Genomic DNA, 21,181 nt, shown 5'->3' with positions numbered 1-21,181 from the left:
TGTAAGATGGCGCCATTTTTCCACCGAGACTATCCATGACCGTGACCGCCATCCGTCCCTTGCTGAAAACCGCCGCCATCGCCGCCTTTGCCTGCAGCGTGCTGGCCTCGTGTTCCACCCTGATCGGCCCGCGCGACGTGAATGTGTCGCTGAGCAAGATGCAGCAAGGCCTGGAGCGCCGCTTTCCCATCGACAAGCGCGTGCTGTCCGTGCTGGACGTCAAGCTGACGCACCCGCAACTGTCCCTGCAGCCCGAGCGCGAACGGGTGGCCCTGAGCGTGGATGCCAGCGTCTTGCCGCCGTTCATACGCCAGAGCTGGCGCGGCAGCCTGGCCATGTCGGGCCGTTTGGTGCTCGACGCACAGCGCAACGCGGTGTATCTGAGCGAAGCGAGCGTGGACAAGGTCACCATCGACGGCATGGACGAGTCGCAGCAGCGCCAGTTCGCCAAGGTGGCCAGCCTGGTGGCCGACCAGCTCATGCATGAAACGCCCATCTACACCTTCAAGCCCGACGAATTGCGCTATGCGGGCGTGCAATTCGTGCCGACGCAGATCAGGACTACCAGCAATGGCTTGACGGTGACGTTCGAGCCGGTGAAATAAGCTAGGCCCGGCATGCGGGCGCGGCGATTGGCGTGGCCGTGTTATTGCGCGGCGTCGCCTCTTCATGGAACAGGTCCGCCAGGTATTCGCACAGCGCATCTGCTTGAATATCGTCCGGAATAATGAAATCGGCGGGGCGGCGCTTGCCTTCCGCGCCCAGGTAGAATGCGCGCCATGCTCCCGGATTTCCCCGGACGGCAATCAGCGTGCCGAAAATATTGAATCTGTATTCCTGCATCAAGCTGCTCCATTCCCTTGCTCAGGTTTGATATTTGTTGTGCTATAGTAATATTTACTTATATAGTAACATTTACTTATCCAGGGGCGGGCAATGGTCAATATCAGCACGGCGGGAATCCAACCCGGGGCACTGTTTGCTGCAGATGGCAGCAAGGTGTCATCAGGCAAGGCAGCATCGGACAAGGGCCAGACAGCGCCGGCCGGCGCTGGCGCCGTGGCGGACGATGTCGTGATCTCGACCCTGGCCGGGCGTTTGTCGGCGGCCGCGACGGCCACCAGCGCCACCATCCGGGGCTACGACCACGCTACGCTGGGTGCGTGGGTGAATGACAATACCACTGACATCCTGTATCCGCTGGACGCCGAACACAAGGCGGCCGCCGCAAAGCAGGTACCGCAACCGAACGATGCGGCAGCGGCAAAGTCGGCCGCCGCCGCCACCGCTTATGTCGAGAGAAAGGGCCCCAATCCGTTTGCCGGGCTTTCGCGAGAGCAATTGTCCGCCATTTCGAACGATGACAGCGGGACATTTACCATCAACGAGCGCCGCGCCGCCTTTATGCAGGCGTATCAGGAAGAAGAGGCCTGGCGCACGCAAGTCGTGGCGCAAGCCATGCATGAATACAATACTACCGGCAAGACGACCAATTTCTTCAAATCCGTGCTGGCGCATTACCAGGCATTGCCCCAGCTGGAACAGTCGCAATATCCGGCCAATTATGCGAGCGACCTGGAAGACAAGATCAAGCTCGATTTTAATTATTTCAATCATGCGGCCGGCAATGGCGGGCCAACGCCGGGTTCGCTTGCGGACATGCTGAAAAATCAGGATAAAAAAGGCCTGGATCTGTTTGATCTGCTGATCCGCTGATCCCTGGAATTGTTCAACTGTCATTGTTGCCCCGCAGGCAGGCCGACTATAATCCTGTCTCTCATGCCTGGACACAGCATGTTCCCCAACATGAAGTCAAAACAATTAAAGGAATCTTCGTGAAACGTTCACTCATCAGCGCCGCCTGCTGCGCCTTGCTCGCCTTATCTTCGCCACCGCTGTACGCCCAAGCTAGCAATGCTACCGCGCCCGTATCGGGCATCGACCTGAAAACCCTGGACCCGGCCGTCAGCCCCAAGAATGATTTCTACGGCTACGTCAACGGCGTGTGGACCCGCAATACGGAAATCCCGGCCGACAAATCCGTCTGGGGTACGTATATCGAATTGCGCGAAATCGCGCAAGGCCAGCTGCGCGGCCTGATCGACGCCACCGTCAAGAACCCCGGCAAGCCCGGCAGCGAGGCGCACAAGATCGCCGACCTGTACACGAGCTTCATGAACGAGAAGGCGCGCGATGCGGCCGGCTTCAAGCCCCTGAAGGCCGAACTGGCCCGCGTCGCCAGCGTGAAAGACAAGAAGGACTTGCCGGCGCTGTTTGCCTATTTGCAAGGCAATGGCGTCGCCACGCCGTTTTCCGCCTATGTGGCGCCCGATGCGCAAGACCCCGAGCGCTACACGGTCAACATCAGCCAGTCCGGCCTGGGCTTGCCCGACCGCGACTATTATCTGAAGGAGGACGACGCCAAGCTGCAAGCCGTGCGCGCCAAGTACCTCAAGCACGTCGAAACCATGCTGGCCATGAGCGGCGACAAGGCCGCAGCCGAACATGCGGCGCAGATCCTCGATATCGAGACCCGTCTTGCGGCAGCGCAATGGACGCGCGTACAGATGCGCGATCCCGTCAAATCGTACAACCGCGTCGATTTCGACAAGTTCGGCGCACTGGCGCCGGCCTTCGACTGGAACGCGTATTTCGCCGCCGCCGGTCTGGCGAAAAAGGAAAGCTCGGCCGTGGTGCGCCAGCCCAGCTTCATGACAGGCTTCTCCGAGACCGTGGCCGCCGTGCCGCTGGAAGCGTGGAAGAGTTACCTGAACTGGCGCATCATCGAAAGCTATGCCTCTTACCTGGACAGCGCGACCGTCAAGGAGCGCTTCGCCTTCGACGGCACGGTGCTGCGCGGCGTGCCGCAAAGCGAACCGCAGTGGCAGCTGGCGCTGCGCTTCACGGATAACGCCATCAGCGACGCCGTCGGCAAGCGCTACGTGGACATGTATCTGCCGCCGGAAACCCGGCCCCGCGTGATGGCCATGTTCGACAATTTCGTCGCCTCGTTCAAGGATGGCATCGAGCAGCTGGACTGGATGGGCCCGGAAACCAAGAAGGAAGCGCAGCTCAAGCTGGCCGCCCTGAAGCCGAAGATCGCCTATCCCGATACCTGGCGCGACTACAGCAGCATGCAGACGCGGCCGAACGACCTGATCGCCAACGTGCGCGCCGCGCGCGCGTGGAGCCGCCAGCAAAACCTGGCCAAGCTGGGCAAACCGGTCGACCGCGACGAATGGTCAATGACGCCGCAAACCGTCAACGCCAGCTACAGCCCGGCACTGAACGCCATCACGATTCCGGCCGCCATCCTGCAGCCGCCATTTTTCAATGTGAAAGCGGAAGATGCCGTCAACTACGGCTTGCTGGGCATTACCTTCGGGCATGAAATCAGCCATGCTTTCGACGATTCCGGCAGTCAATATGACGCCAAGGGGCGCCTGCGCAACTGGTGGACGGCGCAAGACCGCGCGGCCTTCAAGGCGCTGGCGGCCGGCCTCGTCAAGCAGTACGGCGCCTACAGCCCCGTGCCGGGCTACCACATCAATGGCGAACTGACCCTGGGCGAAAACATCGGCGACAATTCCGGCCTGTCGATCACCTACAAGGCGTATCAGCGTTCGCTGGGCGGCAAGCCGTCGCCCGTCCTCGATGGCTTGACGGGCGAACAGCGCCTGTACATCGGCTTTGCGCAGAAATGGCGCGCCAAATTGCGTCCGGAAGCGGCGATCGCCCAGATCAAGAGCGATCCCCATTCGCCGGGCGAATTCCGCGCCAAGGGCACGGTCAAGAACCAGCCCGGCTTCTATGAGGCGTTCGGCATCAAGCCGGGCGACCCCATGTATCTGCCGCCGGAGCAGCGCGTGATCATGTGGTAAGCATGGGTTAAGCAGCTCGCCGCGCCGGGGACTATTCCTTGGCGTGGTTGAGCGTGTACCTGGGCAGCTCGACCGTCAGGTCTTCCTGGCTGACGCGGGCCTGGCACGACAGGCGCGAGTGGGGCTGCAAGCCCCAGGCCTGGTCGAGCATGTCTTCCTCATTGTCGCCCAGTGTGTTGAGCGAGTCGAAACCCTGCACCACGATGACGTGGCAGGTGGAGCAGGCGCCTACCTGGCCGCACGCGTGTTCGATGTCGATGTTGTTGAGCAGCAATGCGTCGCAAATGCTCATGCTTTCCGGCGCGTCGATGACGGCGCCGTCCGGAGCCAGCTCGGGATGGGGTAATACGGTGATGGTTGGCATACGATAATCTCCTTGAATATCGCTACCTTGAACCTTCCCGCCTGGACAAGGTCAAGCGCATTCTGCGCCTGACCCTGGCCGTGCCGCGCCTACAGCTTCGAGGCCGGATGGTCCGCCAGCGGGACAAATTGGCCGGTCGATTCGTCGAGCGCATCGAGCGAGCCGTTTTCGATGTCGTACACCCAGCCATGCAGGGTCAGGCGCTTTTGCGTGATGCCCAGCGCTACGGAAGGGTGGGTGCGGATGTTGTTCAGTTGCGCCACGACATTGGCCCGCACCATGCCGTCGATGCGCTCCTGTTCCGTGGCGTGCTCGACGGATTCGTTGATCATGCGCGCCGCATCCGCGTGCCGCAGCCAGCTCTTGACGGCCGGCATGTGTTCGAGGCAGGTGCAGGTGGCGATGGCTTTCATGGCGCCGCAGTCGGAATGGCCGCAAATGACGATGTCCGTCACCTGCAGGGCCGCCACGGCAAATTCGACGGACGCGCTCACGCCGCCCGGTTCCGGGCCAAACGAGGGCACGATGTTGCCCGCGTTGCGGATCACGAACAGTTCGCCAGGTTCCCGTTGCGTCACCAGTTCCGGCACCATGCGGCTGTCGGAACACGAGATGAACAAGGCCTTCGGCGTCTGGCCCGTGGCCAGCGTCTTGAACAGTTCTCGGCGTTCAGGAAAGACTTCCTTCTGGAAACGTAGAAATCCGGCAATGATGTCGCGCATAAATAAAGAAGAAAGTGGTGGAAGCCGGTATTATCGCCGATTTGGCGCCGCTCCTGCTTGCGGCCCGCCAAGGCAGCGCTCGATATGCTCGAGCAATTGCAGAAACACGCGTCTATCGGCCATGTGATTCATCGTGTTGCTCGTGAAGACGTCGCTGGCGGCCGCTGCCACGGCTTTGCGGGCTTGCGCGCAGGCGGCGTGCAGTTGCGCGCGCTCAAGGTCTACCAGCGCCGCAGCGATGCCTTCGGGCGTGAAATCGAAGGCATCCATACCGCAGCAGCCGGCCACGCAATAGGTTTCCAGGCGGCAGAGCAGCGGCCACAGTTCCCCCAGCAAGCCATCGATGTCGACGGCCTGGTCGTAGCGGCCGTCAAGATCGATGAATTCGATCCAGGCGTCCTCGCCGATCTGGATATCGTACTGGCGGTCGCGTTCGGTCATTTTCAGATTCTCCTGGTGAGTGGCATCGCATTATAAAAAAAACCGCCCGGAGGCGGTTTTTCAATGCGGTGCAAGCAAGGCGCTTAAATAAAATAGATCAGCGCGATCACGCCCACGACGAGGGCCACGCGCGTGACCTGGTACGCCGTCTTGTTCCACGCCTTGAAGCGGCGGCGGTACTGGCCCATGGTCCAGGAAATCTGGAACAGCTTGCTCACGCCGCCCACCTGGTCGCCCAGCTCGTTCGGCGAGGCGGCGGCCGTCATCAGGGTGCGGCCCAGCCAGCGGTTCAAGCCTTGCGCCCAGCGGTAGCGCATCGGGCGCTCGATGTCGCAGAACAGGATGATGCGGTCGCTGTCGGCATCGTTGCGGGCCCAGTGGATATACGTTTCATCGAACATCACGGCCTGGCCGTCGCGCCAGCTGTGGCGCTCGCCATCGACGTCGATGAAGCAGCGGTCGTCGTTCGGCGTCTGCAAGCCCAGGTGGTAGCGCAGGGAGCCGGCGAACGGGTCGCGGTGCGGGTTGAGCTTGCCGCCTTGCGGCAGTTCCGCGAACATGGCCGCCTTGATCGACGGAATCGATTGCAGCAGCGCATAGGTTTGCGGGCACATCTGCTGCGCCGACGGGTGGTTCGCGTCATACCATTTCAGGTAGAAACGCTTCCAGCCATACTTGAAGAAGGAATTGAAGCCCACGTCATTGTTCTTTTCGGCCGCCTTGATCTTTTTCATTTCCTGCATGCGCAGCGCTTCATCGCGGATGATCTGCCAGTTCTGCTGCAGCGGCGCCAGTTCCGGGAATTGCTCGACGGCTAAATAGGGCGTGGCCGGCACCTTGGAAAAGGTGTGCATGAACAGGTTCAGCGGCGCCATGAACGAGGAGTGATCGAAGATCTGGCGGCGGAACGGCAGGCGCACCTTGCCACGAAAATGAATATGTAAAACAGAAAACACAAAAATGCCCAGCAAGGCCCACTTCATACACAACCTCGTTTTTTAAGAATGGGGCAATTATAACCAGTTAATGCCGGCGCCACCCCGTGCCACGGTGAAGGAAAGATGAAGCGGCGCGCGCGGGCGCTCTGTCCTACAATGGTTTTATTTCATCTGTGAAGGGGTAACAATGGAAATCTGGCACGCACCGCTCGACCTGGCCACCCTCAACGCTGCCAGCGAGGGCACGGCCATGCGCCACCTGGGCATCGAATTTAGCGCCTTCGGCCCGGACTGGATCGAGGCGACCATGCCCGTCGACCACCGCACCATGCAGCCTTTTAAACTGCTGCATGGCGGCGCTTCCGTGCTGCTGGCCGAAACCCTGGGCAGCATGGCCGCGAATGCCTGCCTCGATTCCAGCCGGCAAGTGAGCGTGGGCCAGGAAATCAATGCCAACCACGTGCGCGGCGTGCGCGGCGGCCACGTGACGGGGCGCGCCACGCCCATCCACCGGGGCCGCAGCAGCCAGGTCTGGGAAATCCGCATCAGCGACGACGATGGCAAGCTGTGCTGCATCTCGCGCATCACCATGGCCGTCATCGATACGCCAGGCCAGCGTTAATTGTCTTTTTTGATATGCATCAAGGCATTAAAAGTGTACACGTGGAATCATCCGTAACGCTGTTCGCTTATAATTCAGTGTGCTGTTGTATGGCGCAGGGTCTGTCCCGCGCGCCTGCATTGCCCGAAATTAGAAGCTGACTGCCCAAAAAACGCCAGTTAGAGACCCATCCTGCACCATGCGGGAAAGGCAGCACGACGGCGAGCAGATCGCCGGTTCTAGCGGAACCGGCAACAATCAACTTTATTACAGGGTAATAACAACAATGATGTCATTCAATCGTTTGACGATAGGCGCGCGCCTGAGCGCAGGCTTCGGGCTGCTGGTCTTACTCATGCTGGTGCTGGCCGCCTTCGCGCTGCTGCGCATCGGCGCCATCTCCGGTGCCATGGACGCGCAAGAAAAAGTCCAACTGGAAAAACTCGAACCGCTGTACGTGGCGCGCGAAGCGCTCGACCAGACGGGCCTGGCCGCCCGCAACGCCTACATTTTCCATGACCAGGCCGCCGCCGAAAAAGAGCTGGCCATCCTCGACAGCCAGAAGGCGCTGTACCTGGACGCGCTGGCGAAGCTGGCGCCGCAGTTCGCCGGCGATGCGCAATTCGACAAAATCAGCACGGGGCTGAAAACCATGGCGCAGGAACTGCAGCGTCCGCGCCAATTCCGCGCCACGGGACAGATGGAGCAGTACGGCACCTTCCTCGTCGAAGAATGCAGCCCCCTGCGGCGCCGGATCGTCGCCGACATCGATGCCGTGCTGAAAAACGTGCAGCGCGAATCGGAGCAGGCCAGCGTGGCCGCGCGCGCCATCTATGGCCAGTCGCTGCGCTGGATCGGCGTGCTGGCCGCGCTCAGCGTGCTCATTTGTATTGCGGTCGCCACCGTCATCACGCGCGGATTGCTGCGCCAGCTGGGCGGCGAACCGGCGTATGCGGCCACGATTGCCGGGCGCATCGCGCTGGGCGAACTGGCCATCGACGTGCACACGCGCCACGGCGACGACAGCAGTTTATTGTTCGCGATCAAGACCATGCGCGATAATCTGGCCGCCATCGTCGGCAAGGTGCGCCACGGTACGGAAAGCATTGCCACGGCCTCGACCGAGATCGCCTCGGGCAACCGCGACCTGTCGCAGCGCACGGAGCAGCAGGCCGGTTCGCTGGAAGAAGTGGCTTCGTCGATGGAAGAACTGATTTCCACCGTGCGCCAGAATGCGGACAACGCCCAGCAGGCCAACCACCTGGCGCGCGAGGCGTCGAAGGTGTCGGAGCAGGGCGGCAGGGCGGTAGCCGAAGTGGTGCACACCATGGGCCTGATCAATGCCTCGTCGAACAAGATCGTCGACATCATCGGCGTGATCGACAGCATAGCCTTCCAGACCAACATCCTGGCCCTGAACGCGGCCGTCGAGGCGGCGCGCGCGGGCGAGCAGGGCCGCGGTTTTGCCGTGGTCGCCTCGGAAGTGCGCAACCTGGCGCAGCGTTCGAGCGCCGCCGCGCGCGAAATCAAGGCCCTGATCGACGATTCCGTCAGCAAGGTGGGCACGGGCACCTTGCTCGTCGAGCAGGCCGGCGTCACCATGCATGACGTGGTGGCTGGCATCGGCAGGGTGACGGGCATCATGGCCGAGATCAGCCATGCCACGCAGGAGCAGGGCGCCGGCATCGAGCAAGTCAACCGCGCCATCGTCGACATGGACCGCGTGACCCAGCAAAACGCGGCCCTGGTCGAGCAGGCGGCCGCTGCCGCGCACGAATTGCAGCAGCAGGCGGCGCAGCTGGAGCAGGAAGTGGGGATTTTCAAGCTGGCCAAGCCGGCCAACGGCCCCCTGCGCCTGGCAGCCTGAGGCCGCTCATACTGCAGCGCGGCGCGCCAAGCGCCATATTCCGCGCTACAATGAGAGCTGGATCACCGCCAGGACTACTCATGCAAGTGCGCAGCAGCCACGATCTATCCAGCCCGGACGACGACAAGCCCGCGCCGCCCGTGCTGCACCAGGCCTTGGCCGGCCTCGGCTGGGGCTTGCTCACCTGCATGCTGTGCTTTGCCATCCTGTTCCTCACCAAATGGCTGTTGCCGCCCGCATACTGGGGCGCGCACACGGGCCTGGCCAAGTTCAAGCGCGAAATGTCGCTGCCGCTGCTGGTGTTCTGGGTCGTCATCTATTCTCCCATCCTGGAAACCTTCCTCGGCCAGTTGCTGCCGCTGGAAATCCTCAAGCGCCTGGGCGCCACGCGCCAGCTGAGCATCTTCATCGGCGCCATCCTGTGGGCCATCGTGCATTTCATCAGCGGCGGCCTGCTGCACGCCATCGTCGCGCTGGGCTCGGGCGCCATGTTCAGCTTTGTCTACCTGCGCTACCGCGAGCCGGGCGTCGCTGTTGCCTATGCAACAACGACATTTTCCCGCGCCTGCAACAATATCGCCATCCTGGTGGCCGTGTTTTACGGCCTCGACGCCTAGGACGCCTGCCGAAACCTGCTGCGCGTCGGTACAGATGGCCTGCGATGCTCACCGTACCTGAGTACGGTTGTGCTTCTCGACCACCTCTACCTTCCGCTCGCGACGTTTTTGTCAGGCGTCGTCAAGTTCTCTTTTCTTGAGCAAATACGGCACCAGCGCCACGCCATCGATGCTGATCAGCACCAGCAGCGCGCCGATGGCGCCCAGCGCGGCGAGAGCTTTCTCCCAGCCGCCTGAAAACAGACCCCCATAACAGCCCCCCTCGCAGCGGGCGCGCCCGCGTGCTTCCTTCCCCGTCTTGCTCTTCTTCCCTCCCTGCAGTGTGACATTTGCATGACAAATAACAGTGTGATACCCGCTTGAACGTCAATAAGGCGTGCATGCGAGGCGGCGTTCAATCGCGCGCCGTCCCTGCGCCGAAAGTGCCGGACCGTTGAAGGTGCACGCTGAACTGCAAGTGGAGGCGGCCGGGACTTTTGCCTTGCATGTCAGCTTGCGCCGACATATTCACTCTTGGTTTTGACGTTTAATGACAGGAAACTGCAACATGACTGAAAAATTTGCATCGCAAACTTCCACCGCCGCCGACGACGGCATGTCCGCCATCGAGGCATACCTGAACGGTGTCGCGGCCGCCCCGCAGCGCTTCACCGGCACGGCGAACGCGGATGTGCTCACCGGCACCACGGGCGCCGACGTGCTCGAAGGCCTGGCCGGCGATGACACGTATTACGTCAACGACAGCGGCGACGTGATCGTCGAACTGGCCAACGGCGGCAACGATACCGTGTACACCAGCGTCAATTACAAGGTGGCCGACAACGTCGAGAACGTGCACCTCAGCCGCAGCGGCCTGACGGTGACGGGCAGCGCCACGAACAACAACTCCTTTTATGTGCATGCGCCGGGCGGCAATGTGCTCGACGGTGGCGGCACGGGCAATTCGGTCAGCTATGCCTACGCTGCAGCGGGCGTGACCGCCACCCTGTCGGGCGCCAACGGTCCCCTGCCGGCGGCGCCCGGCACCGACGTGCTGCTCAATTTCGTCGGCCTGACGGGCAGCAAGTTCGACGATGTCCTGACCGGCAACGAACTTAAGAACGCGCTGATCGGCGGCATGGGCAACGATACCCTGCGCGGCGGCAAGGGCGATGATCTGCTGGCCGGCATGGTGGGCGACGATACCTATATCTTCGCCCGCGGCGACGGCGCGGACAACATCCACGAAGTGCCCGAGGGCGGCGGCCACAATGTCGTCGCCTTCCTGGCCGGCGTCGGCATCGACCAGCTGTGGTTCCGCCAGGTGGGCACGGCCCTGGAAGTGAGCACCATCGGCACGACGGACAAGATCAGCATCAGCGGCTGGTACAGCGCCGGCATCGTGCCCCGCATCGAGGAATTCCGCCTGGCCGACGGCCGCGTGCTGCTGGGCGGCGACGTGCAAAACCTGGTGCAGGCGATGGCGGCCCTGACGCCGCCGCCGCTGGGCCAGTTGACCTTGCCTCCCGGCACCGCCAGCCTCCTGTGGCCGGCGCTGGCGCAGAACTGGCGCATCGACGGGACGGATCTGCCGACCAATGGCGGCCCCTTCGTCGGCGGCGTGTACAAGGACATCATCAGGGGCACGGCGGGCGCCGACCTGATGGCCGGCCAGGGCAACGACGATATCTATTATGTCAACCATGTCAATGACGTGGTCGTCGAAGAGGCCGACGGCGGACGCGACACCGTGTATGTCAGCACGAGCAGCTACACGTTGCCGGCCAATGTCGAAGAAGTGCATATCAGCGCAGGCAGCCAGATGGTGGCAGGCAGCAGCGGCTCCTACAATGTGTTCCATGTCGACGTGACCGGCGGCAACCTGCTCATAGGCGGCGGCGCGAACAATACCGCCAGCTATGCCGGTTCCAGGACTGGCGCGACAGTGCGCCTCGTCTCCGCCAACAGTGCCCCGGCGGTACAGCAGGGGCGCGACGAACTGGTCAATTTTTCCACGGTGGAAGGCAGCGCCTACAACGACGTGCTGACCGGTAACGAGCTGAACAACACCCTGAGCGGCGGCCGGGGGCACGACATCTTGCAAGGCGGCCAGGGCGCCGACGTCCTCGCGGGCGGCCTGGGCGACGATACCTATGTCTTCGCCCGCGGCGACGGCGCCGACGTCATCGCCGCGTCGGCACCGGATACGGGCTACGACGCCATCGCCTTCCTGGGTGGCGTCAACCTCGACCAGCTGTGGTTCCGCCAGGTGGGGGCGGACCTGGAGGTGAGCACCATCGGCACCACGGACAAGATCACCATCCGCGGCTGGGACGGGGCCGTCCCCGGCATCGCGGAATTCCGCACGGCCGCCGGCCATGTCCTGCTGGGCGCCGACGTGGGGCTGCTGGTGCAGGCGATGGCGAACCTGGCGCCGCCGCCGCTGGGCCAGCTGACCTTGCCGGCCGCCACCGCCGCCATCCTGGCGCCCGCGCTGGCCCAGGCCTGGCACTTCAACGGTCCCACGCAGCCGACGGTAACGTATGTCGTCGGCACGGAAAACGCCGATTTGCTCAATGGCAGCTACGGCGCCGACTTGCTGGAAGGCTTGCACGGCGACGACAGCTATTTTGTCAACCACGGCGGCGACTTCATCGTGGAACGGGGCAATGGCGGCAACGATACCGTGTACACCACGGTCAACTACACGGTGGCCGACAATGTGGAAAACGTGCGCCTGAACGCGCGCGGCCTGACGGTGACGGGCAGCGCCTACACCAGCAACAACTTTTTCGTCAATACGCCCGGCGGCAACGTGCTTGACGGTGGTGGTGCCGGCAACTTGCTCAATTACAACGGCGCCAGCGCAGGCGTGACGGCCGCCTTCGCGCCCGTCGGCGCGCCCCTGGCGGCGCGGGCCGGCGTCGACGTGCTGGCCAACTTCAACGCCGTCGTCGGCAGCACTTTCGCGGACTTCCTGAGCGGCAATGAGCTCAAGAACATCCTCGCCGGCGGCCTGGGCAACGATACCCTGCAAGGGGGCAGGGGCGACGACGCGCTCTCCGGCGCGCTGGGCAGCGATACCTATATCTTCGCCCGCGGCGACGGCGCCGACACCATTTCCGAGGCGGACGAGGCGGGCAGCCGCGACGTGGTGTCCTTCCTGGCCGGCGTCAGCGCCGAGCAGCTGTGGTTCCGCCAAGTGGGCACGGCCCTCGAAGTGAGCACCATCGGCAGCGGCGACAAAGTCACCGTCAACGGCTGGTACGACAGCGCGCCGCGCAGCATCGAGGAATTCCGCACGGCCGATGGCCGCGTCTTGCTGGGCAGCAATGTGCAAAACCTGGTGCAGGCGATGGCGGGCCTGACGCCGCCGCCGCTGGGCCAGCTGACCTTGCCTGCCAGCACGGCCGCCACCCTGGCGCCCGTGCTGGCGCAGAACTGGCGCGCCGGCCAGGCATTTAACGCCGCCAGCCAGGCGGGCAGCGGCAGTTGGCAAGCCGATCCTGCACAGCTGGTGCAAGCGATGGCTGGCTTCGCCGTGCCGGCGGCGGCATCGGCGCCGTGGTCGGCCCACGGTGGCCAGGCATCGCAGATCCAGTTGGCGGCAGCGCAATGATCGCTGACGTTGATCGCTTGAGCAGCTAGTTTCACCAGCACGCAGCCTGGCCGGGGTGAGCAGCCCCGGCCAGGCTGCGCCATTGAATTTCTGACATGATCCGATGACCGCATTTTTATATCGCCACGATACGTCCCCCTTGGAACCTGCCGCGCCCGACACGGGCTTGCTGTCGCTGCTGCTGATGGCCAGCCTGCACGGCATCGCCGCCGACGGCGCCCAGCTCAAGCACGCATTCGGCCATTCCGTGTTCACGCGGCAAACCGTCTTGCTGGCCGCCAGACAGCTGGGCTTGACGGCCAAGCTGGTGCAGCAAGCGCCTGAACGGCTGGCGCAGGCCCCGCTGCCGGCCATCGCCATCGGCCACGACGGCCGGTTCTTTATCCTCGGCAAGGTCGACACGGGCGACGGCGGCGTGAGCAAGGTGCTCGTCCAGCATCCGGGCCAGCCGCCGCAAATCCTGGGCCGCGACGATTTCCTCGCCATCTGGTCGGGCGAACTGATCTTTTTTACCAGCAAGGCCAGCTACGCGGGCGAGACGGCCCGTTTCGACTTCAGCTGGTTCATTCCCGCCATCGTCAAATACCGCCGGCTGCTGGGCGAAGTGCTGCTGATTTCCTTCGTGCTGCAGCTGATCGGCTTGGCCACGCCCCTGTTTTTCCAGGTGGTGATGGACAAGGTGCTGGTCAACCACGCCATGCAGACCCTGAACGTGGTGGCCATCGGCCTCGTGTGCGCCATCGTCTTCGAGGCCGTGCTGGGCCAGATACGCACCTATGTATTCGCGCGCACCAGCAGCAAGATCGACGTGGAACTGGGCGCGCGCCTGTTCCGCCACCTGCTGGCCTTGCCGATCGCGTATTTCCAGGCCCGCCGCGTGGGCGATTCCGTGGCCCGCATCCATGAACTGGAAAGCATCCGCTCCTTTCTCACCGGCAACGCCATGACCCTGGTGCTCGACGTGCTGTTTTCCTTCATCTTCATCGCCGCCATGCTGTGGTACAGCGCCGCGCTGAGCGTGATCGTGCTGGCCTCGATTCCCGTGTATGCGGCCCTGTCGATGCTGCTCACGCCCGTGCTGCGGGGGCGATTGAATGACAAATTCAACCGCAGCGCGGAAAACCAGTCTTTCCTGGTCGAAACGATCAGCGGCGTCGACACGGTCAAGGCCATGGCCGTCGAACCGCGCTGGCAGCAGCAGTGGGAAAAGCAGCTGGCCGGCTACGTGTCGGCGGGCTTGTCGGCGAACAACATCGGCATGCTGGCCAGCGGCGGCGTCACCCTGGTGAGTAAACTGGTGACGGCGGCCATCATGTGGTGGGGCGCCACCCTCGTCATCGACGGGAAAATGACGGTGGGCGAGCTGGTGGCCTTCAATATGCTGGCCGGGCAGGTGGCCTCGCCCATCCTGCGCCTGGCGCAGCTGTGGAACGATTTCCAGCAAGTGGGCATTTCCATGAGCCGGCTGGGCGATATCCTGAATGCCCGCACGGAATCGGGCGGCTTGAACGTAGGCAGCCAGAAGGCGCGCATGCCGCGCATTGCGGGCGCCATCGAATTCCAGCAGGTGGGTTTCCGCTACCGGCCCGACGCGGCCGAGGTACTGCGCGACGTGTCGATCGCCATCGCGCCCGGCGAAGTGATCGGCATCGTCGGGCGTTCCGGCTCCGGCAAGAGCACCCTGACGCGGCTGGCGCAGCGCCTGTACATCCCCGAACGTGGCAGGGTGCTGATCGACGGGCAGGATATCGCCGTCATCGACACGGCCTCGCTGCGGCGCCAGATCGGCGTGGTGCTGCAGGAAAATATCCTGTTCAACCGCTCCGTGCGCGACAATATCGCGCTGAGCGACCCGGCGCTGCCCATCGACGCCGTCATCGCCGTGGCGAAACTGGCGGGCGCCCACGATTTCATTTGCGAGTTGCCAGAAGGCTACGACACCATGGTGGGCGAGCACGGCACGGGCCTGTCGGGCGGCCAGCGCCAGCGCATCGCCATCGCCCGCGCCCTCGTCGGCAACCCGCGCATCCTGATTTTCGACGAAGCGACGAGCGCGCTCGACTATGAATCGGAAAAAATCATCCAGGACAATATGCGCGGCATTTGCGCGGGCCGCACTGTGCTGATCATCGCCCACCGCCTGTCGGCCGTGCGCGAGGCGCACCGCATCGTCGTCATGGAGCGGGGCCAGGTGGCTGAACTGGGCACGCATAACGCGCTGCTGGCCCGGCCCGGCGGCATCTATGCCCATTTGTACGGCTTGCAGCAGGGCACGACCGGGAGCGCAACAGGGGACGCAACATGAGCGCCGGCCACCGCCTGGCCGCGTATGGCGAACTGCTGGCCCGCTATGGCCAGGTGCTGCGGCACAGCTGGCGCATCCGCGCCACCCTGGGCGGTCCCGTGCTGAGCGAGGACGAGGCGGCCTTCCTGCCGGCCGCGCTGGCGCTGCAGGAGCGGCCCGTGTCGCCGTCGCTGCGCTTCACGGCGCGCGTGCTGATGCTGCTCGTCGGCTGCGTGGTGCTGTGGGCCGTGTTCGGCAAGGTCGACATCATCGTCAATGCGGCGGGCAAGATCATTCCGTCCGGCAATACCAAGACCATCGCTTCCGTCGATGTGGCCGCCGTGCGCGCCCTGCACGTGCGGGAGGGGCAAGCCGTCAAAGCGGGCCAGCTGCTGGTGGAGCTCGACAGCCGCGGCCCCGACGCCGAGCGCGACAAGGCTGCCGGCGACGCCGTGGCGGCCGCGCTGCAGATGGCCCGCTCGCGCGCGCTGATCGCCGCCGTCGACACCGTACGCGCGCCGAAGCTGGCGCCGCCCGCGGATGCTTCCGCCGCCGACGTCGCCGCCGCGCAGGCGCATGTGGACGGCCAGTACGCGAGTTTCCGCGCCAGACTGGCCCATCTCGATGGCGAAATCGCGCGCTATGCGCAGGCGCTGCCGCTGGCGGTGCAGCGCGCCGGCGACTACCGGGCGCTGGCCGGGACGCGCGACGTGGCCGAACACGCGTGGCTGGAAAAGGAGCAGGCGCGCATCGATCTGGCGGGCCAGCTGGCGTCGGCCCGCAGCGAACGCGGGGCTCTGGTCGCGCAGACGCGCAAGGATGCGTACGACGCGCTGGCCGAGGGGACCAGGGTGGCGGCCGCCAGCGGCCAGGATGCGCGCCGCGCCGGCGCCCGCGGCAGCCTGCTGCGCCTGACGGCCCCCGTCGACGGCACGGTGCAGCAGCTCAAGCTGCATACGGTGGGCGGCGTGGTGCCGGCCGCGCAGCCGCTGATGCAGATCGTGCCGCGCCAGGGCAGGCTGGAAATCGACGCCATGCTGGAAAACCGCGACGCCGGCTTCGTGCAGGAAGGGCAGGCGGTCGCCATCAAGGTCGACGCCTTCGACTACACAAAGTATGGCACCGTGCCCGCCGTCGTCAGCAGCGTGTCGCGCGACGCCATCGAGGATGACAAGAAGGGCCTCGTCTACGCCGTCAGGATCACGCTGCGGCAGCCGGCCATCGCCGTCGACGGCAAATTGGTGCCGCTGTCGGCCGGCATGGCCGTGCGCGCGGAAATCCGCACGGGCACGCGCAGGGTGGTCGAATACGTGCTCTCGCCGCTGGTGCAGCACCAGAAGGAGGCGCTGCATGAACGCTAGGCACGCCGCCATTTTCTTCGCCGCCGGTTTGTTCCTGGCCGCCGCGCCAGTCCGGGCGCAGATGTTGGACGCCGCGCCATGCCCGTCCACGTACGAGGGCGATGTGCCGTTGACCCTGCCGGCGGCCGTCGACCTGGCCCTGTGCCGCAACGCGCAGGTGCACGGCGCCTGGGCCGGCATCCGGCTGCAGGCGGCCGGCGTGGGCGAAGCGCGGGCCGCCTATCTGCCCACCCTGAATGGCAGCCTGAGCCGCGTGCATGACCGCACGGCCTATCCCGGCGCCAGAACGGCTTCCAGCAGCCTGGACAGCAATACGGGTTCGCTCAGCCTGTCCTGGCGTTTGTTCGACTTTGGCGGCCGCGCGGCGGGCCAGCGATCGGCGCAGGCCTTGCTCGATGCGGCCCTGGCGAACCGCGACGCCGTGCTGCAAAAGACCCTGGCGGCGACGGTCAGCGCGTATTTCGACATGCAGACGGCGCGGGCCAGCGTGCGGATGCGGCAGGCATACGAGGCGCTGGCCCAGGAAACGGTGCAAGCGACGCAGCGGCGCGCACAGCGGGGCCTGGGCTCGCACAGCGACACCTTGCAAGCGACGAGCGCGCTGGCCAAGGCGGCCCTGGGCGCCAGCCGCGCCGACGGCGACGAACGCAAGGCCCGCGCCGTACTGGTGTACACCCTGGGCTTGCCGGCCGGCACGGCGGTGCTGGTGGACGACGACGGGGATGGCGCAGGGGCGGGCTCGGGCGCAGGCGCAGGCTGGCGTGACGACTTGAGCGCCTGGCTGGCGCTGGCCAGGGAACGGCATCCGGCCATCGTGGCGGCGCAGGCGCAGCTGGCGGCCGCGCGCGAGCGGCTGGCCGTGGCCCGCTCGGAAGGCCGGCCCAGCATCGACTTGACGGCCAATATCTACCAGAACGGCCGGCCCAACCAGGGCTTGTCGCCGGCTTCCACGCGCGAAACGCTGGTGGGCATCTCGCTCAACATTCCCCTGTTCGACGGCTTTGCGCGCCACTACAAGGTGCGCGGCGCGCAGGCGCAGGCCGAGCAAAGGGAAGCGGAGGCGCAGGAGGTGCAGCAGCAGACGCTGATGGACCTGGTCAGGACGCATGCGGAGGCGAGCACGGCCCTGGCCAACCTGTCCGCGGCGCAGACATGGCTGGATGCGGCGCAGGACGCGCTGGCCAGCGTGCAGCGCAAGTTCGGCCTGGGCGCGGCGGATATCCTGGAAATGCTGAATACGCAGTCGGCCCTGCTGGAAGCACAGCAGGAGCGCATCCGTTGCCAGGCGGAATGGCGCTCGGCCCGGCTGCGCCTGCTGGCCAGCGCCGGCATGCTGGGACGCGGCGATATCGCGCAAGAGGGTGGCGCAAGCGGCGGCAAATTGCGCGCCTCGACGGCGCGATAGTGACTATGATGGAGCACTGGCCTTCCCGCACAGGGAAGGTGTTTCTACTTCGACCAAGGGAGACATCATGCACAGCGTACAAAAGATTACCCCATGTTTATGGTTCAACGGCAACGCCGAGGCGGCGGCCCGGTTTTATACGGAAATATTTCCCAATTCAAAGATCGGCCAGATCCTGCGCTACGGCGAGGAAGGCAAGGAAATCCACGGCCAGGAGCCGGGCAGCGTGCTGACGGTGGCCTTCGAGCTCGATGGCCAGACGTTTACGGGCTTGAACGGCGGGCCGCAATTCCAGTTTTCCGAGGCGATCTCGTTCCAGGTCAATTGCGAAACCCAGGATGAAGTCGACCACTACTGGAACCTGCTGTCCCGGGGCGGGCCGCCGGAAGCGCAGCAATGCAGCTGGCTCAAGGACCAGTTCGGGGTATCGTGGCAAATCGTGCCCACCCTCATGATCCGCCTGCTGACGGACCCCGACCCCGTCAAGGCCGGGCGTGTGATGAAAGCGATGATGGGCATGAAAAAGATCGACATAGAGCAGATCAAGCGCGCGTACGCGGGCTAGCCGGCCACGCGGGGCAGGGGGCGCACGCCAGCGGCACGCCCTGTCCAAGATGGCCGGCATTTGCTATAGTTCCGGCCATCTTTCCATTGCCAGATTGACCCTGCCCATGACTATCAGCACCAGCAACACCATCGTGCCCCGCACTTTCGGCACGCCCCTGTCTTCCACCGCCATCAAGGTCATGCTGCTGGGTTCCGGCGAACTGGGCAAGGAAGTGATCATCGCGCTGCAGCGCCTGGGCGTGGAAGTGATCGCCGTCGACCGCTACCCGAACGCGCCGGGCCACCCGGTGGCGCACCGCTCGCACGTGATCGACATGAGCGACGGCGTGGCGCTGGCCGCGCTGATCGACCTGGAAAAGCCGGATCTGATCGTGCCGGAAATCGAAGCCATCGCCACCGAGACCCTGGCGGCGCTGGAAGCGGCGGGCCAGATCACCTGCATCCCGAATGCGCGCGCGGCCGTGCTGACGATGAACCGCGAAGGCATCCGCACGCTGGCCGCCGAAACGCTCGGCGTGGCGACTTCTCCCTACCGCTTCGCCAGCAGCCTGCAGGAGCTGCAGGCCGCCTGCCAGGAAATCGGCTTCCCGTGCGTCGTCAAACCAGTGATGTCGTCGTCGGGCAAGGGCCAGTCCAAGCTCGATAGCGCCGCTGACGTGGATGCGGCGTGGGCGTATGCGGCCAGCGGCAGCCGGGTCGATACGGGCCGGGTCATCGTCGAAGGCTTCATCGACTTCGACTACGAAATCACCCTGCTGACGGTGCGCGCCGTCGGTGCCTCGGGCCAGATCGAAACGCAGTTCTGCGAGCCGATCGGCCATTTGCAGGTGCACGGCGACTACGTGGAATCGTGGCAGCCGGCCCGCATGGCGCCGCTGGCCCTTGAGCGTTCGCGCGAGATCGCCCGCAAGGTGACGGACAACCTGGGCGGCCTGGGCCTGTTCGGCGTGGAGCTGTTCGTCAAGGACGACATGGTGTGGTTCTCGGAAGTGAGCCCCCGTCCGCACGACACGGGCATGGTCACCATGGCCAGCCAGGTGCAGAGCGAATTCGAGCTGCACGCGAAAGCCATCCTCGGCTTGCCCGTCAACGTGGCGCTGCGCTCGCCCGGTGCCTCGGCCGTCATCTACGGCCAGCTGGAAGCGAAAGGCATCGCCTTCGAAGGCGTGGCCGATGCCTTGAATGTGCCGGGCGCCGACCTGCGCCTGTTCGGCAAGCCGGAATCGTTCGCCCGCCGCCGCATGGGCGTGGCGCTGGCCACGGCCGACGATATCGACACGGCCCGCCAGCGCGCCGTGCTGGCCGCGTCCAAAGTGAAGCCGGTGGCGAAGTAAGCCTGTTTACCGATACAACAGTCATCAACATGGAAGCCGGGGCATGACGGAACTCGATACTTATCTCGCGCAGCACTATCTGGACGAGACGCAGCTGGCGGCAGCCGCCGCCATGGGCATGGACGAAATCGATGCCCTGATCCGGGCTGGCCTGGTTCCCGCGCCTGCATACGTGGTCGATGACGGCGGCAATCTGTGTTCCTTCGTCTTTGGCGCCATGGCGGCACCCGGGTCCAGGGCCGGCCGCTATTTTCCGCCGGCCCAGCTGGGATGGATCGCCATTGCGCGCCACGCCCTCGCCGAGGGAGCGGAAACGGCGCAAGCGCGCCTGAAAGCGCAATTTACGTCGCGCTATGCGGCCGCGCTGGCGACCCTGAACCTGACGACCTGGCGCCTGCGCGACAGTTTCGACGACAGGGGCGCCCCGATCGCCGACGGTTTACTGGCCCGTACCGACAGCGCCTGGACATATTTTTTGAACGGCACGTTTTCCCTGTGCGTGGCCAATCCCATGTCGGAAGCCCACATCGCCTGGAAGGAAGTGCTGCAGGAAAAGCTCGCGCAGCAAAGTGAAAACGGCAGCAAGACGCTGCTGCCGCAGCAGCAGGCGCAGGAAATGCGTGCGCTGATCGATGCCTATGCCGCGGCGGCCATGCCTTTTTCTCCCGTCGAATACCCCTTGAGCAGCCGCAAGCGCCTGGTCGAGGATTTGCGGGCCAATATGCGCGTGGCCGTAACGGACCCCGCATGACTGCCTCAGCGACGCAGCACAGCCTGCCGCTGGCCGACGCCGGCGGCGACGACATTAAGCGCAAGCTGCGCGGCCATATCGCGCGGCGCAACCTGGCGGGCGCCGCCAACGACTGCAAGTGGAACGAGCTGCTGGCCTTCATGCGCGGGCGCACCGACTGGGTGCCGTCCTACCGCTACGGTTCCGTGTCCGGCTACGTCTCGCGCTGGGACACGGAGTGGGATTACCACCCGCCATTCCCGTTCCTGGGCGTGGAATGGTTCGACATCGGCCTGACCTCGGAAGAACACGTGGCCATGCTGCTGCCGAAGAAAATCATCGACCATGGCGTGTGGATCGTGCCGGAGCTGGAACGCATCGGCTTCGATTTCGAGGTGCGCGAGCGGGTGGCGCGCATCTGGGGCTATCTGCCCCGTTCCTACCATGACTTCCCGCCTGCCGACTAATTTA

The 21,181-nt window shown here is 64.6% G+C and carries 20 protein-coding genes; 15 read left to right on the top strand and 5 right to left on the bottom strand.

Annotated features, from left to right (window positions below):
- Positions 1–35 precede the first annotated feature (35 nt).
- On the top strand, positions 36–605 hold the full coding sequence (locus IGS61_RS02250; protein ID WP_230538100.1) for a DUF1439 domain-containing protein: 570 nt from the start codon (positions 36–38) through the stop codon (positions 603–605).
- A gap of 1 nt (position 606) precedes the next feature.
- Here the strand turns inward: IGS61_RS02250 and IGS61_RS02245 are convergent, their stop codons facing one another.
- Complete coding sequence (locus tag IGS61_RS02245) at positions 607–843, bottom strand: DUF7661 family protein (protein WP_230538353.1); 237 nt, start codon at positions 841–843, stop codon at positions 607–609.
- 156 nt (positions 844–999) lie between these two features.
- On the opposite strand from IGS61_RS02245, the gene IGS61_RS02240 reads away from it, so the two are divergent.
- Positions 1,000–1,716 carry a hypothetical protein gene (locus IGS61_RS02240; RefSeq protein ID WP_230538099.1) on the top strand — a complete coding sequence of 239 codons (717 nt, stop codon included), beginning with the start codon at positions 1,000–1,002 and terminating at the stop codon, positions 1,714–1,716.
- A 119-nt stretch (positions 1,717–1,835) separates the two neighbouring features.
- The gene (locus IGS61_RS02235) at positions 1,836–3,881 is read left to right on the top strand and encodes a M13 family metallopeptidase (protein ID WP_230538098.1); all 2,046 of its coding nucleotides are present in this window, start codon (positions 1,836–1,838) and stop codon (positions 3,879–3,881) included.
- Between the two features lie 31 nt (positions 3,882–3,912).
- Here IGS61_RS02235 and fdx read toward each other — a convergent pair whose 3' ends face one another.
- From fdx to lpxO, 4 genes are all read right to left on the bottom strand, one after another.
- Positions 3,913–4,245 (bottom strand): ISC system 2Fe-2S type ferredoxin, encoded by a 333-nt coding sequence (fdx, locus tag IGS61_RS02230; RefSeq protein WP_230538097.1) that lies wholly within the window; start codon positions 4,243–4,245, stop codon positions 3,913–3,915.
- Positions 4,246–4,334: 89 nt separating this feature from the next.
- Positions 4,335–4,967, bottom strand: coding sequence for a carbonic anhydrase (locus tag IGS61_RS02225; RefSeq protein WP_230538096.1), 633 nt, complete (start codon positions 4,965–4,967; stop codon positions 4,335–4,337).
- Positions 4,968–4,997: 30 nt separating this feature from the next.
- Positions 4,998–5,408, bottom strand: a complete 411-nt coding sequence (locus tag IGS61_RS02220) for a DUF6331 family protein (protein ID WP_230538095.1) — start codon at positions 5,406–5,408, stop codon at positions 4,998–5,000.
- 83 nt (positions 5,409–5,491) lie between these two features.
- Entirely contained in the window at positions 5,492–6,391 is a 900-nt protein-coding gene (gene lpxO, locus IGS61_RS02215) for a lipid A hydroxylase LpxO (RefSeq protein ID WP_077404091.1), read from the bottom strand.
- Between the two features lie 142 nt (positions 6,392–6,533).
- On the opposite strand from lpxO, the gene IGS61_RS02210 reads away from it, so the two are divergent.
- The 12 genes from IGS61_RS02210 (at position 6,534) to IGS61_RS02155 (ending at position 21,177) form a co-directional block, all read left to right on the top strand.
- A complete protein-coding gene (locus IGS61_RS02210) occupies positions 6,534–6,968 on the top strand; it encodes a hotdog fold thioesterase (RefSeq protein WP_230538094.1) in 435 nt (144 codons plus the stop codon).
- A gap of 265 nt (positions 6,969–7,233) precedes the next feature.
- Positions 7,234–8,814, top strand: coding sequence for a methyl-accepting chemotaxis protein (locus IGS61_RS02205; RefSeq protein WP_230538093.1), 1,581 nt, complete (start codon positions 7,234–7,236; stop codon positions 8,812–8,814).
- Between the two features lie 80 nt (positions 8,815–8,894).
- On the top strand, positions 8,895–9,431 hold the full coding sequence (locus IGS61_RS02200; protein WP_230538092.1) for a hypothetical protein: 537 nt from the start codon (positions 8,895–8,897) through the stop codon (positions 9,429–9,431).
- Between the two features lie 69 nt (positions 9,432–9,500).
- The gene (locus IGS61_RS02195) at positions 9,501–9,668 is read left to right on the top strand and encodes a hypothetical protein (protein ID WP_230538091.1); all 168 of its coding nucleotides are present in this window, start codon (positions 9,501–9,503) and stop codon (positions 9,666–9,668) included.
- A 310-nt stretch (positions 9,669–9,978) separates the two neighbouring features.
- Positions 9,979–13,029 carry a calcium-binding protein gene (locus IGS61_RS02190; RefSeq protein WP_230538090.1) on the top strand — a complete coding sequence of 1,017 codons (3,051 nt, stop codon included), beginning with the start codon at positions 9,979–9,981 and terminating at the stop codon, positions 13,027–13,029.
- Between the two features lie 103 nt (positions 13,030–13,132).
- Positions 13,133–15,334, top strand: a complete 2,202-nt coding sequence (locus IGS61_RS02185) for a type I secretion system permease/ATPase (protein WP_230538089.1) — start codon at positions 13,133–13,135, stop codon at positions 15,332–15,334.
- A complete protein-coding gene (locus IGS61_RS02180) occupies positions 15,331–16,674 on the top strand; it encodes an HlyD family type I secretion periplasmic adaptor subunit (RefSeq protein WP_230538088.1) in 1,344 nt (447 codons plus the stop codon). The genes IGS61_RS02185 and IGS61_RS02180 overlap by 4 nt, the downstream gene beginning before the upstream one ends.
- Positions 16,664–18,079 (top strand): TolC family protein, encoded by a 1,416-nt coding sequence (locus IGS61_RS02175; RefSeq protein ID WP_230538087.1) that lies wholly within the window; start codon positions 16,664–16,666, stop codon positions 18,077–18,079. Before IGS61_RS02180 ends, IGS61_RS02175 begins: the two co-directional genes overlap by 11 nt.
- 67 nt (positions 18,080–18,146) lie before the next feature.
- Complete coding sequence (locus IGS61_RS02170; protein WP_077404119.1) at positions 18,147–18,644, top strand: VOC family protein; 498 nt, start codon at positions 18,147–18,149, stop codon at positions 18,642–18,644.
- Between the two features lie 106 nt (positions 18,645–18,750).
- Positions 18,751–19,980 (top strand): formate-dependent phosphoribosylglycinamide formyltransferase, encoded by a 1,230-nt coding sequence (purT, locus tag IGS61_RS02165; RefSeq protein ID WP_230538086.1) that lies wholly within the window; start codon positions 18,751–18,753, stop codon positions 19,978–19,980.
- A gap of 43 nt (positions 19,981–20,023) precedes the next feature.
- Positions 20,024–20,731, top strand: a complete 708-nt coding sequence (locus IGS61_RS02160; RefSeq protein ID WP_230538085.1) for a DUF6058 family natural product biosynthesis protein — start codon at positions 20,024–20,026, stop codon at positions 20,729–20,731.
- Positions 20,728–21,177, top strand: coding sequence for a DUF6678 family protein (locus IGS61_RS02155; protein ID WP_230538084.1), 450 nt, complete (start codon positions 20,728–20,730; stop codon positions 21,175–21,177). Before IGS61_RS02160 ends, IGS61_RS02155 begins: the two co-directional genes overlap by 4 nt.
- Positions 21,178–21,181: the final 4 nt, after the last annotated feature.

Origin of the sequence: Janthinobacterium sp. FW305-129 (genome assembly GCF_020858115.1) — a bacterium.
In the GTDB taxonomy this organism is placed as follows: domain Bacteria; phylum Pseudomonadota; class Gammaproteobacteria; order Burkholderiales; family Burkholderiaceae_D; genus Janthinobacterium.
Note: the sequence above shows the minus strand (reverse complement) of the source record. Positions and strands in the feature narration are given on the sequence as shown.